Source organism: candidate division KSB1 bacterium (assembly GCA_024655945.1).
Taxonomy (GTDB): Bacteria; Zhuqueibacterota; Zhuqueibacteria; order JANLFK01; family Oleimicrobiaceae; genus Oleimicrobium.
The window spans coordinates 486081-499498 of sequence record JANLFK010000001.1 but is presented as its reverse complement, the minus strand read 5'-3'; the positions used below and the strand labels follow the sequence as shown (position 1 = coordinate 499498).

At 60.2% G+C, this 13418-nt stretch carries 10 protein-coding genes; all 10 read left to right on the top strand.

Annotated elements, in window-relative coordinates; translation table 11 throughout:
- Positions 1-110: 110 nt before the first annotated feature.
- The 10 genes from NUW13_02090 (at position 111) to rsmI (ending at position 13412) form a co-directional block, all read left to right on the top strand.
- Entirely contained in the window at positions 111-1472 is a 1362-nt protein-coding gene (locus NUW13_02090) for an MFS transporter (GenBank protein MCR4437819.1), read from the top strand.
- A gap of 119 nt (positions 1473-1591) precedes the next feature.
- Positions 1592-2995, top strand: coding sequence for a DUF2851 family protein (locus NUW13_02085; protein MCR4437818.1), 1404 nt, complete (start codon positions 1592-1594; stop codon positions 2993-2995).
- A gap of 308 nt (positions 2996-3303) precedes the next feature.
- Positions 3304-3525: a ferrous iron transport protein A gene (locus NUW13_02080; GenBank protein ID MCR4437817.1), complete on the top strand. Its 222-nt coding sequence runs from the start codon at positions 3304-3306 to the stop codon at positions 3523-3525.
- Positions 3522-5276 (top strand): ferrous iron transporter B, encoded by a 1755-nt coding sequence (locus NUW13_02075; protein MCR4437816.1) that lies wholly within the window; start codon positions 3522-3524, stop codon positions 5274-5276. The genes NUW13_02080 and NUW13_02075 overlap by 4 nt, the downstream gene beginning before the upstream one ends.
- A gap of 149 nt (positions 5277-5425) precedes the next feature.
- Entirely contained in the window at positions 5426-6955 is a 1530-nt protein-coding gene (locus tag NUW13_02070; protein MCR4437815.1) for an aldehyde dehydrogenase family protein, read from the top strand.
- A gap of 14 nt (positions 6956-6969) precedes the next feature.
- Positions 6970-8328 (top strand): bifunctional lysine ketoglutarate reductase /saccharopine dehydrogenase family protein, encoded by a 1359-nt coding sequence (locus NUW13_02065; protein MCR4437814.1) that lies wholly within the window; start codon positions 6970-6972, stop codon positions 8326-8328.
- Positions 8313-9647, top strand: a complete 1335-nt coding sequence (locus NUW13_02060; GenBank protein MCR4437813.1) for a saccharopine dehydrogenase NADP-binding domain-containing protein — start codon at positions 8313-8315, stop codon at positions 9645-9647. The genes NUW13_02065 and NUW13_02060 overlap by 16 nt, the downstream gene beginning before the upstream one ends.
- A gap of 30 nt (positions 9648-9677) precedes the next feature.
- Complete coding sequence (locus NUW13_02055) at positions 9678-10409, top strand: PmeII family type II restriction endonuclease (GenBank protein MCR4437812.1); 732 nt, start codon at positions 9678-9680, stop codon at positions 10407-10409.
- Between the two features lie 44 nt (positions 10410-10453).
- Positions 10454-12610, top strand: a complete 2157-nt coding sequence (locus tag NUW13_02050) for a DNA methyltransferase (GenBank protein MCR4437811.1) — start codon at positions 10454-10456, stop codon at positions 12608-12610.
- Positions 12591-13412 carry a 16S rRNA (cytidine(1402)-2'-O)-methyltransferase gene (gene rsmI, locus NUW13_02045; protein ID MCR4437810.1) on the top strand — a complete coding sequence of 274 codons (822 nt, stop codon included), beginning with the start codon at positions 12591-12593 and terminating at the stop codon, positions 13410-13412. The genes NUW13_02050 and rsmI overlap by 20 nt, the downstream gene beginning before the upstream one ends.
- The last annotated feature ends 6 nt before the right edge of the window (positions 13413-13418 follow it).

Genomic DNA, 13418 nt, shown 5'->3' with positions numbered 1-13418 from the left:
GAACTGAAGGGTGGTGACTGGTCATCGGCGTGGGAGAGGATAGCATAGCAACTCAGGTTCGGAGGCGGACGAAGAGCGAAAGGCTGACTCCGGAAGCGACGCGGCGCGGGTTGCGCATTTCGGTGATCGAGGGGTCGTGGGCAACGGTGCACATCGTGATGACCACGAATGCCTTCCTCACCGGCTATGCCTTGTTCTTGGGGGCCAATGACTTGCAGCTGAGCCTGGTCACTTCCGTGCCGCTGCTGATGCAGCTGTTCCAGATCTTTGGCGCACGGCTGGTGGAGCGCACCGGCCAGCGCAAGAAGATTTGCGCCTGGGGCTCTTTTACGGGCCGGCTGATGTGGCTCCCCATCGCCTTGCTGCCTCTGCTCCACCGGGGTGACGTCATTGTGCCGTTTCTTGCGCTGTATGGCTTTGGGACGCTGCTGCAAAACCTGTCTGCGCCAGCTTGGTTGACGTGGATGGGCGATCTGGTGCCGAAACAGATTCGCGGTCGCTACTTCGGCTGGCGCAACCGCGTGGTGGGCATCGTCACCATGGGCACGAGCATCATTGCCGGCCTCATTTTGGATTTGGCCAAGGAGCACGGGCGGGAATATGATGGCTTTCTTGCCGTTCAGTTGATCTCGGTGGTTGCCGCGGCGGTTGCTTTCCACTACATCCGCCAGCAGCCCGAACCACCCTATCGTGCCGAGAAGACGCCCCCTTTGGGCGAGTACGTGGCGCGCCCCCTGCGCGATCGCAGTTATCGCCGTATCCTGGCGTTCTACCTCTATTGGCTGTTCGCGGTGGGAATTTCCACGCCCTTCTTCGCGGCGCACCTGCTCAAAAACCTGGGGTGGAACTTTAAGGCCATCGCCTATCTGAACATCGTGACGGCGGCGATGACGATACTCCCTCAGCTCTTGTGGGGACGGCTGATCGACAGGTTTGGGCACAAGTCCGTGCTGACCGTCTGCGAAGTGGCCATTTTGCATCTGCCGCTCTATTACGCCTTCTGTCCGCCGGGGGTGTCGTGGCCGATATGGGTCAATGCCGTGTTGGCCGGGGTGTTTTGGTCGGGTTTCAACTTGGCCATCTTCAGCCTGGTGTTGGCCGCGCTGCCGGCAAAGGGCAGACCCGGTTACATGGCTGCCTATTCGGCGTGGAGTGGTGTCATGAACTTTGTTGCCATCACGCTGGGGGGCTGGATAGCCCTCCGCCTGAGTGGGCTCCAATTCCACTTGGCTGGCCTCCCCTTTGGCAACTACCAGGTGCTTTTCACGTTGACGTCGGTGCTGCGCTTCCCAGGGTTGTTCCTGTTGCACCGTGTTCGCGAAAAGGAGGCTGTGCCCACTGCCATTTTGGTCCGCCAGACCTTTAACGAGGTCACCCGGCGCATTGGGCTTGGCAGGCATTTCTTTCTTCTTCCCCACGCCAATGGCCGCCGCGGCGGGCAGGGCTCCTCTGGCTCGCGGATCAGGCGTTGACCCGTTTGGAGCTGTGTCAAGAAAGTCGCGCAGGGATGAGACCCTGAGGGACTGGACTGCCGCAGGCTACGCGGCGAAGCAAGCAAAAGGTTCTCTCTCTGCAGCAAGGAGGGGGTGGCATGAAAATCGAAGAACCTGCCCCGGAGCGCTTCCTTTACCAGCTGTGGGATGGGGAGGATCTCATCGGTCGTCGGCTGTGTACGGTGGACGGCCGGAGCCTGGAGATTGTCGCCCGCGGTACCCGAAACCTGGACGCCGGCCCCGACTTTCGCGGCGCCACCGTCATCATCGATGGCCAAATGTGCTGCGGCGACATCGAGATCCATCCCGTAGCAGTTGACTGGTACCGCCACGGCCACCACCGCGACCCGCGCTACAACAGTGTTGTGCTGCACGTGGTGACCATGGAGGCCAACCCGGAGGAACGCACTACGCGGCAAGACGGGGTGGAAATCCCCGTGCTCAACCTCGACCAGTTTCTCCCGAAGCCGGCAGAGCAGCTCGCCGACGAGGGTGCACCATCGACCGTGCCGCCTGCTGTTGATTGCGCTTTGCAGCGGCTGAGTGAGGCGGAGATTCTGCAGGTGGTGGAGATGGCCGGCGACGAGCGGCTGAGCACCAAATGCCTGCGCTTTCAGGAAGAGCGCCTAACCGACGACTGGGACCAGATTCTGTATCGCGGTTTTGCGGAAGCACTGGGCTACGCCAAGAACCAGGTGCCGTTCCGCAAGCTCGCTGATCGCCTTCCTTTTGCCGAAATGTGCCGCGCCATCTACGGGACAGGGGAGGAGGTGGCATTGCGGCGCGCGCAGGCCTATCTGTTCGGCACGGCTGGCCTGCTGCCCACGCCGGAGGAGCTGGCCGGCGCAGATGCTGCCATGCGCGATTACGTGGTTGCTCTGGCCGCCGAGTGGGAGGCTTTCCCTTACCGGCGCAAGATCGACCCATTGCGCAAGGAGGAGTGGCTCTTCTTTCGCCTGCGCCCGCAGAATTTTCCCACCAGGCGCATCCCCGCCCTGGCCGCCCTCGTGGTACGCTTCGCGGCACAAGGCTTCCTGGAGAGCTTGGTGCGGAAGGTGAAGATGGGCGCGCGGCGCATCGCACACCTGGGACGGGAGTTGACCGCCGCGCTGTCCGTGGAAGCGGACCAATTCTGGCGCAGCCACTACTGGTTCGAGGCGGCCACCTGTGGCGCGATGAGCGGCGGTGGTAGACTCCTCGGCCCAGAACGCGCCGCCGATATGGTGGTCAACATCGTCTTCCCCTGCCTGATGGCTTACGCCAAAGAGACCGACGACGGGCAGCTGTGCACGCTCCTCGCCCAAGCTTACGCCCAAAGGCCGTTGCTTGCGGACAACACCATCATCAGGCAGATGAGGCACCGCCTCTTCGCCAGAAGGCCGGGAGCAGCGGTGGATAGCGCTCGCCGCCAGCAGGGATTGATCCAGCTCTGGAAAACGCTCTGCCAGCAAGACGGGTGCGCTCGCTGCTTAGAGCACTTTCAACTGCGGCCTTCAGCTTAGCGCCTTGCCGACCCGAGCAGTGTGAGTCACCTGCGCCTTAGGAGGTCGGAGAAAGACCTTGCGCAGGTGGCTTTTTTTTTGTATCATTGCACCGGCCAAGAAGACCATGAACGTCTCACGTCTACTCCGCGGTTTTCTCGACCCGAGATAGCATTTCTTTTCCAGACACGCACTCGGACAAAGGACGGTGATTTCGCAGGATGGCAATGATAGAATGGTTCAGGCAGAGGACAAGAACGGCACGCCACTGGTGTTGGGGCCCTTGGATGCACGGGCGGCAGAAGGAAGAGCAGGAGAGGTCCGCTGAGGTGGATTTGGCTGCGTTGCGCCCGGGCGAGAGTGGCACAGTGGTGAGAATTGCCGGAGGCCATGGAGTTGTCAAGCGGTTGGAAGTCCTGGGAATAAAACCTGGGGTCACGGTGACCAAGGTCGCCAGCCAGATGCTGCGCGGACCGGTGACCTTTCGCGTAGGCTCCAGCCACTACGCCATCGGTCTTGGCCTTGCGCGGAAGGTAATCGTGCGGCGATGAACGAGCGGGTTCCGCAGAGGCGCCGCCGTGTGCTCCTCATGGGTAACCCCAATGTGGGCAAGAGCGTGGTCTTTTCGCGCCTGACCGGCGCAAACGTGATCGCCTCGAACTACCCGGGCACCACCGTCGAGTACACCAAGGGTTTCATGCGCATGGGCGATGAACAGGTGGAGGTGGTAGACGTGCCCGGGACCTATTCGCTGGAGCCTACATCGCGTGCCGAGGAAGTTGCCCTGGAGATGTTGCGGGAGGCGCATACCGCTGGCGAGTGTCCTGACATAGTCATCAACGTGGTGGATGCCACCAACTTGGAGCGCAACCTCAACCTCACGCTGCAACTGCTGAAGGCCGGCGTGCCGATGGTGGTCGCGCTCAACATGTGGGACGAGGCCAAGCACGTCGGAGTGTCCATCAATGTCGAGGAGTTGGAGCAGATCCTCGGCGTGCCGGTGGTGCCGACAGTAGCCATCACTGGGGAGGGAATCCGCTCGCTGGTGCAGCGCTTGCCTGAAGCGCGCGGCGGCACCTGGGAGTTCGACGAGGAAGACCGGTGGGCGGAAGTCGGCAAGGTGGTGCGCAAGGTGCAGGAGGTCGAGCATCGCCACCACACCTGGTTGGAGAAGTTGAGTGATGCCTCCCTGCAGCCTTTCTCCGGCACCATCATGGGCGCAGTGGTCCTCTATCTCTCCTTCCGGGTCATTCGCTTCGTCGGCGAGGGACTGGCCACGCGCCTGATGGAGCCTCTGTTCGAGCGCTACTGGGGCTCGCTCATGATGCGCCTTTCCCACCTGTTGGGGTCTGGAGGAGTGCTGCACGACATCCTGGTGGGTCGGCTGGTAGAAGGCAGAATCGACTTTCTCCAGTCATTGGGGCTCCTGACCACAGGGCTGTTTGTCGACTTTGCGGTGGTATTTCCGTATGTGGTCGCTGTTTATCTGGTCTTGAGCATCGGCGAGGATTCTGGCTACGTGCCGCGGCTGAGCGTGCTTTTGGATGGCATCATGCACCGCCTCGGCCTGCACGGCTTAGCTATTGTGCCCATGCTCCTGGGGTGCGGGTGCAATGTGCCAGGAGTCATGGCTACCCGCATCCTTGAGACGCGCCGTGAGCGCTTCATCGCAGCCACCTTGATGGCCATCGCCGTTCCTTGTGCCTCCCAGACCGCGGTCATCATCGGTCTGGTGGGCAGCTACGGCGCCTCGGCCCTGCTCATGGTGTTTGGCACCCTCTTGGCGGTCGGGATAGTGCTGGGCGTGGTCATGAACCTGTTACTCAAAGGGGAGAGCCCCGAAATCTTCGTGGAGATCCCTCCCTATAGGTTCCCCTACGTGCCTGGGCTGCTGCGCAAGCTGCTGTTGCGCCTGCGTTGGTTCCTCCAGGAAGCGGTGCCGTTCGTACTCCTGGGGGTATTGATCGTGAACCTCTTGTACCGCTTTGGCATTATTGGCGTGGTGGGAAGCATTGCTGCCCCGGTGGTGACCGGTCTTCTGGGGTTGCCCAAGGAGGCGGTCGGGGCAATGATTGTTGGCTTCCTGCGCAAAGATGTGGCGGTGGGCATGCTGGCCCCGTTGCAAATGAGCATGAGGCAGCTGGTCATCGCCAGCGTGGTGCTGACCATGTATTTCCCCTGCATGGCGACCTTTGTGGTTATGCTCAAAGAGCTGGGGATCAAAGATATGTTGCGTGCGACGGCGATCATGCTGGTGGTCACGTTGGCAGTGGGCACGCTCCTCAATCTAACCCTGGCGTGACAAGGATCGTCCACCGCACAAGGCCTTTCAGCTTGACTTTTAGGCGAAATTTTGCTATACTTACCAGCTAAGAAGCGCGTCCACAGGTCCTCAGCTGTGATCAGGGAGGCGCACCGGACAGTGGCACATGCGTGACGGAGGACTTGCCCATGTACGACTTCCTAAAGACCCTTGGCATTGAGAAGGAAAACTCTGGTGGGTGTACCGGCACCCAGTGGTTGGAAGGCAAAGGTGGTGTGCTGCAGTCCATCTCCCCCATCGATGGCGAGGTGATTGCCACCGTGCGCCAGGTGGACGAACAGGAGTACGAGGCCATCGTGGCCAAAGCCCAAGAAGCTTTCAAGTGGTGGCGGATGGTGCCTGCCCCCAAGCGGGGCGAGATCGTGCGCCAGATGGGCCTGAAGCTGCGCGAATACAAGGAACCGCTGGGCAAGCTGGTCACGCTGGAAATGGGCAAGATCCTGCCCGAGGGCGAGGGCGAGGTGCAGGAGATGATCGACATGGCCGACTTTGCCGTGGGTCTCTCGCGGCAGCTCTACGGGCTGACCATGCAGTCCGAACGCCCGATGCACCGCATGTACGAGCAGTGGCACCCCCTTGGCATTGTGGGGATCATCACCGCGTTCAACTTTCCGGTGGCCGTCTGGTCCTGGAACGCTATGATCGCCTTGGTCTGTGGCGACACGATGATTTGGAAGCCGTCGTCCCTGACGCCCCTGTGCGCCATCGCCGTGCACAAAATCCTGGCCGATGTGCCGAAGGCCAACGGCCTGCCCGAGGGGATCCTCAACTTGGCCGTGGGCAGCGGGCGAGTGGTAGGGGAGAAGATGATCAACGACCCGCGCCTCCCGCTCATCAGCGCCACCGGGAGCTGCGAGATGGGCCGACGCATTGGCGCGGTGGTGGGCCAGCGCTTGGGGCGCACCATCCTGGAATTGGGCGGCAACAACGGCATCATCGTCATGGAGGATGCCAACATGGACCTCGTCGTGCGCGCAGTGCTGTTTGGGGCCGTGGGCACCGCAGGACAGCGCTGCACGACCACCAGGCGGCTTATTGTCCAAGAGACCATTTTTGATACTCTTCTTGAAAGGCTCGTCAATGCCTACAAACAGGTGCGCATCGGCAACCCCTTGGAGAAGGGCGTTCTCATGGGACCGATGGTTGCTCGTTCTGAGGTGGAGGTCTTCCTGCGTGCGATTGAGATTATCAAGCAGCAGGGCGGGGAGATTGTCTATGGCGGGCGGGAGCTGACCGGCCCGCAGTTCAAGTCAGGATGCTATGTGGAACCGACCATCGTGAAAGCACGCCCGGACATGCCCATTGTCGGCGAAGAGACTTTTGCCCCAATTCTCTACGTGATGCCTTTCGCCACTCTGGATGAGGCCATCGAAATCCACAACAGCGTGGAGCAAGGGTTGAGCTCGGCGATGTTCACCACCAACTTGCTGTCGGCAGAGACCTTCCTTTCTGCGCGGGGCAGCGACTGTGGCATCGCCAACATTAACATCGGCACCAGCGGCGCAGAGATCGGTGGCGCCTTTGGCGGCGAAAAGTCCACAGGCGGCGGTCGCGAGGCAGGCTCCGATGCCTGGAAGGCCTACATGCGGCGCCAGACCAACACCATCAACTGGTCCACCGAGCTGCCCTTGGCCCAGGGCATCAAGTTTGGTGACTGAGCACCGGAGAGCCTGTGAACAAGCTATTTGCCATAAGGCGTGAAGACAAGAATCGCTGGGAACGGCGCGCGCCGCTCACGCCGCACCACGTGCAGGCGCTGTGTGCGGAGCACGGGCTGCAGTGCGTCGTCGAAAGCTCGCCCATCCGTGTGTTCACCGACGAGCAGTACCGCGAGCTGGGCATTCCCGTCAAGGATGATGTGAGCGACTGCCCCGTGGTCTTTGCCGTGAAGGAAATTCCGCTGCATTTCTTCCGGCCGGGCGGTACGTACGTTTTTTTTGCTCACGTCATCAAGGGCCAGAAGCACAATATGCCCATGCTAAAGAGGCTCTTGGAACTGGGTTGCACTCTGATAGACTATGAGAGGATTGTCGACGAGCGCGGCAGGCGGCTGATCTTTTTCGGCAGGCATGCCGGTCTGGCGGGGATGCTGGACACGTTGTGGGCGCTGGGGCTGCGCCTGCGCAACGAGGGGCTGGAGACGCCGTTCGCCGCGCTTCAGCCTGCACACCGCTATGCGACGCTGCAGGAGGCAAAAGAGGCGGTGGAGCGCGTGGGCCAGCGGATTGCCAGCGATGGCCTCCCCGAGGGCTTGGTGCCCTTTGTCTGCGGGTTTGCGGGATATGGGCATGTCTCTCAGGGGGCGCAGGAAATTTTCGACTTGCTCCCCCACCGCAAGGTTGCGCCTGCCCAGCTATCGGAGTTGAGTGCTGGTGGAGATTGCGCGCGCAACATCCTCTACAAGGTCGTCTTCCATGAGGAGGAGATGGTCAGACCGGTGGAGCCCAACGGTCGCTTCGACCTGCAAGACTACTACCAGCATCCGCAGCGGTACGAGGGGCGTTTCGCCGACTATGTGCCCCACCTCTCGGTGCTGGTCAACGGCATCTACTGGGACGCGCGCTGTCCACGACTCGTGACCAAAGAGCACCTGCGCCTTCTCTTTGCACAAGGATCGAAGCCGCGCTTGCGGGTGATCGGCGACATCTCCTGCGACGTCGAAGGCTCGATTGAATGTACCGTGCGCGCTACGAGTCCGGATGAGCCGATCTTTGTCTATGACCCGCTGACGGCTACTGCCACGCCTGGGCATGAAGGGCGAGGGGTTGTGGTATTGGCGGTGGACAATCTCCCCTGCGAGCTGCCGCGCGCCTCATCGGTCTATTTCAGCAGCGTGCTCAAGGACTATGTGCCGGCCATCGTCACCGCCGACTATGGTGGCGATTTCCAGGCGCTCGAATTGCCGCCGGAGATCAAGCGCGCGGTGATCGTGCACCGTGGCGAGCTGACCCCGGACTATCGGTATTTGCAGCAGTACGTGGCCAACGCAGAGAGGGACAACAGGAGGAACTGGCTATGCAAAACGTCTTGATTCTCGGCGCCGGTTTGGTTGCTCGTCCACTGGTGCGCTACCTTCTGGAGCAACCGAACCTGAAGGTTATCGTTGCCAGCCGAACGGTGGCCAAGGCGGAAGCGCTCATCGAAGGGCATCCGCGCGGCGTGGCCAAGGCGTTGCTCGTGGACGACGAGGCCCAGCTGGATTCGCTGATTGCCGGTTGTGACTTGGCTATCAGCATGGTCCCCTACACCTATCACGTGGTGGTGGCGAAGCACTGCATCAAGCACAAGAAGCACATGGTGACCACCTCGTACGTGAGCGACGCCATGGCGGCACTCGACGGCGAGGCGAAGGCGGCGGGCATCACCATCCTCAACGAGCTGGGGCTTGATCCGGGCATCGACCACATGTCGGCGATGCGCATCATCGACGATGTGCACAAACGGGGCGGGCAAATCGTCAGCTTTGAATCGTGCTGTGGTGGGCTGCCGGCGCCAGAGGCGAACGACAACCCATTTGGCTACAAGTTCTCCTGGAGTCCCCGCGGCGTGGTCATGGCGGGGCGTAATGCCGCCAAATACCTCAAGGACGGCAACATTGTGGAAATTCCAGGCGAGGACCTTTTTGACCACTACTGGACTAAGAAGGTCGATACGCTCGGCGAGATGGAGGTGTACCCCAATCGCAACTCGCTGCCGTACATCGACACCTACGGCATCCAGGAGACGAAGACCATGTTCCGCGGCACCTTCCGGAACTTGGGATGGTGCAAGACGATGAAGAAGATCGTCGAGCTGGGCATGCTGGATGACAAGGTGCGCTCGGTGAAAGGGATGACCTTCGCCGAGCTGATCAGACAGCTGGTGGGAGCGGCTCCAGGCCAAGACTTGCGGGCAAAGGTGGCGGCCTTCCTCAAACTTCCCGTGGACTCAGACATTCTGGACCGTCTGGAGTGGCTGGGCCTGTTCAGCGAAGAGCCTTTGCCCGTGGAGCAGGGCTCCAATTTGGACATCCTGGCTGCGCGCATGCTGCAAAAGATGGCGTACAAGCCCAACGAGCGCGACATGATTGTGCTGGTGCACGAATTCCTCGCTGATTTTCCGGCAGAGGGGCGTCGTGAGAAAATCACCTCCAGCCTGATAGATTTTGGCATCCCAGGCGGCGATTCTTCCATGTCGCGCACCGTGGGCTTGCCTGCGGCTATTGGTGCCCGCTACATCCTGGAGGGGAAGATTACCAGGAAGGGTGTCATCACCCCCGTCACGCCGGAGATCTATGTGCCGATCCTCAAGGAGTTAGAGGGACTGGGGATTAGGTGCAAGGAGAAGGTGGAGCAGTTGAGGGCGAATTAGCGCGATGCGCACCTGGTCGGGGTTCGGCCTGTGATCGGCGAAAAAGAGAGAGCCGAGATCGAGGGCATATTTCGCTCTTTCTTGGAGAAACGGGCGGACCGAATTCGTCGTTTGAAACTCGACGACTTGGACATAAACCCGTTTCTTGTCCGCATGCTCTCAGCTAAATTGGGGTTGCATCGGCCCCGGGCTATCGTAGAGTGGCTGGTGAATCAACGGTTGGAGCGTGGCACCGTCACGGGTTTTGGCATTGCTCTGCAAGATGCAGCCAAGGTGTTCTCAGAAGGGACTGGAGTGGAAGGGGCTGACATTCTCAAGACCAAGCAGGGGAGGCATTACTACATCCAAGTGAAGAGCGGGCCCAATACCATTCCCAAGGACCTTAGTGTCCGTATCGCTCAACTCCTCCGCTCGGCGGAGCGTCGCAATCGAGGCTCGGTGGCTTTGTACGGGATGTGCCATGGCAACCGCGCCCGAGTGTCCAGCATTGTGAGGAAATACGTCGAACAGGAAGGCGGTGTCGAGTATCTCTCTGGGCGCGAGTTCTGGGAGTTCATCTCTGGTGAACCAGATTGCATCGACACGGTCTATGAAATCGCACGTTCCGTGGCGGAGTCGTTCCGGGATACGTCTGGGCAATCTCTTGCAGAGGTCCTACGGAACGAGATTGACGAGTTGACTGAAGAATCTGAGCGGACATACGGGAAAGGCGGCGCCGGAATGTGGAATGAGCTCCTGAGACGCAATTCTTACGCGAGGTAATGCGAGCCCTAGAGCGCACATTCCCGTCGAGGTTCCTCAACCCCATGGCTTTGGCCGAAGGCAGCGCCAAGCAGCCGGTGTACAAGATGCACAAGTGGTGGGCTCGACGGTTGGGAAGTGTATTTCGCATGATCATTCTGGCCACCTTCGGCGAGGAAGCAGAGACCGAACAGCACCCATGCCAGAAGTTCATCACTGGGGCCGACCTGCATGGGCCTGTGGTTCTTGACCCATTCATGGGCGGAGGTACCACGGTGGTGGAAGCTCTTCGCTTGAGTTGCAAAGTGATCGGGATGGATATCAACCCTGTGGCGTGGTTTGTCACCAAGAAAGAGATTGAACCAGTCGACATCGGCGAACTGGACCGCGCCTTCAAGCAGTTGGAAAGCACCGTCGGGAGCTGGATCAAGCAGTACTACCGAACGACGTGCCCTCGCGGACATGAGGCCGAGGTGATGTACTTCTTCTGGGTGAAAGTCATCCAGTGTCGCACCTGTGGAGAGGTGGTGCACCTCTTCCCGGACTACCAGCTATCCAGAAGAAACCATTCAATGGTAGTGGTGTGTCCGAGTTGCCTGCAGGTGCTGGAAACGGAGGCGACGAGTGGCACCGTAACTTGCAGTGACTGTGGCAGAGTATTCGACCCGCACGCAGGAGGAGCCAGCAGAGGCAATGTACGTTGTCCGAGGTGCCACGCCGAGGATTCTTTGCTCGAGATTGTCGCTCACCGGGGCAGTGCCATTCCAAGTCAGCTTCACGCGCTTGAGGGGTATTGTCCGAGTTGCGGTAGGTTCTTCAAGAAAGTAGACGACGAAGACTTGGCTTTGTGGAGGCGGGCTCAAGCCGAATACGAGAGAGTGCGCGAAGAACTTCTTCTCCCTGACCAAGTGATCCCAGCAGAAGGCAGAAGTGACCCACGCCCTGTCAATCACGGCTATATGCGTTTCCGCGACATGTTTAACGAACGGCAGCTTCTGTGTTTGTCACGTCTGCTCGAGGCAATATTACAGATCCCCGATGCGAACGTACGCGAGGCGATGCTTCTCGCCTTCTCTGACTGTCTGGATGCCAACAACATGTTCTGCACGTACGAGGTGCAGTGGCACAAGATCTCCCTCTTCTTTGGATTGCACGCCTATCATCGCATCGAGAGACTCACAGAGAACAACGTTTGGGGTACTCAGTTTGGGCGCGGCACCTTTGTTCGGTGTTTTCACAAGGTCCGGCGAGCAAAGCAGTTCTGCGCAAGCCCCTTGCCAGTCGGTCGCGTGAGGGCCACTGAACAGCGCCAGACTTCTGCTGGCGAGAGGATCGAGGGCAGGCTGGTTGATAGTTGTTATACCCAGCTGCGCGAGACCGAGCGCGCTGCGCTGCTGCGTTGCGCCTCCTCGGAGGACCGGTCATTCCTCCCGGACCAGTCCGTTGACGCGGTGATAACTGATCCGCCCTATTTTGACAACATTCAGTACTCCGAGCTTGCAGATTTCTTCTACGTGTGGCTAAGACTCGGTCTGAGGAAGGACTATCCCTGGTTCGAGCCGGAGTTGTCCAGTAGAGGCGAGGAGATTGTGCAGAACGACAAGAAGGGAATGTCGATCGAAGCGTTCTGCGCAGGCTTGACCAGGGTTTTTTCCGAATGCCACAGGGTACTCAAGGCCGAGGGCCTCTTGGTTTTTACCTTTCACCACAATAAGGTGTGGGCGTGGGAGAGCCTCGGCAGGATCCTCCTGGATACGGGTTTCTACGTGGTAGCCAGCCCCATGGTGCGATCTGAGGGAAAGAGCGGTTTCCATTCAAGCAAAGGCAACATTCGATATGACTGTGTCCTGGTGTGCCGAAAGCGACCGAGCAACTGGCAAGAGTCTGCTTGGTCGAACATTAGGGAGCATATCCTCGGCGACGCCATTCAGTGCGTGAAGGCTACGGTGGGCTCCAGAATGAGCATGAGTGACGCAGACATATTCGCAACTATCATGGCGAAAACCGTGGACTACTACGCCAAGGCCTATCCCAATGTGAGGCATCGTAATGAACCGTTCACGTTGGCAGAGGCCCTCGGGGAAATGAAGGACTCGGCGATGCACGTGGTGCGGAACGCCGTTCAGGAGACAGCGCTGCCGAGAGCCTGCGCGAGGAAGGCAGAGCAGTTGAGCCTTTTCGTGAGGGAAGCCAGGGCCACGTATGGCAAGGCCCAGCCGTGACGCAAGACGTGGCTCCGACTCCTGGGCGGGTCGGCCGATGTACGGTGGCCAGGTGCCGGAGGAGGATGACGGAGGTGCTCCGCAGCGCGAGACGGCGGTGACTCCTGGCGTCCTCTACTTAGTGAGCACGCCGATTGGCAACCTGCGGGATATCACCCTGCGGGCGCTGGATGTGCTGGCGCAGGTGGACCTTATCGCTGCTGAGGATACGCGCCACACCGGCATCCTGTTGCGGCACTATGGGGTCCGCAAGCCCCTGATAAGCTATCACCAGTACAATAGGGTGCAGAGGACACCCCAGCTGATTGAGCGTCTCAAACAAGGGCAAGCCGTGGCCTTGGTCTCGGATGCCGGCACCCCCGGCATCTCTGACCCTGGCTCCTACTTGGTGCGGGCTGCCATCAGCAGCGGCATCCCTGTGCAAGCAGTCCCCGGCCCCACGGCTTTGATGACGGCCTTAGCCGCTTCCGGGTTGGCCACGGAGCGCTTCGCATACGAGGGCTTTCTGCCGACAAAAAAGGGGCGCAAGACACGCCTGGAGAGCCTGCGGGATGAGGAGCGCACGCTCGTCTTGTACGAGTCGCCGCGGCGCTTGCAGCGAACCTTGCGCGACCTCTTGGCCGTGCTCGGAGACCGGCAAGCGGTGGTGGCACGAGAGCTGACGAAGAAGTTTGAGGAAATCATCCGGGCGCGGCTCAGTGAGCTGGTGAGCAGATTCGAAACGCAGACGGTGAAAGGCGAGGTGGTGCTGGTTGTCGACGGCAAAGGCCGGTCCAAGCGACAGGCAGACAGCACCCGGTGAAGAGGT

Bases quoted from the DNA above. Each gene is read 5' to 3' on its own strand.
- NUW13_02050 (MCR4437811.1), top strand. From the start codon at position 10,454: ATGGCTTTGGCCGAAGGCAGCGCCAAGCAGCCGGTGTACAAGATGCAC.
- rsmI (MCR4437810.1), top strand. From the start codon at position 12,591: ATGGCAAGGCCCAGCCGTGACGCAAGACGTGGCTCCGACTCCTGGGCG.
- NUW13_02070 (MCR4437815.1), top strand. From the start codon at position 5,426: ATGTACGACTTCCTAAAGACCCTTGGCATTGAGAAGGAAAACTCTGGT.
- NUW13_02085 (MCR4437818.1), top strand. From the start codon at position 1,592: ATGAAAATCGAAGAACCTGCCCCGGAGCGCTTCCTTTACCAGCTGTGG.
- NUW13_02075 (MCR4437816.1), top strand. From the start codon at position 3,522: ATGAACGAGCGGGTTCCGCAGAGGCGCCGCCGTGTGCTCCTCATGGGT.
- NUW13_02060 (MCR4437813.1), top strand. From the start codon at position 8,313: ATGCAAAACGTCTTGATTCTCGGCGCCGGTTTGGTTGCTCGTCCACTG.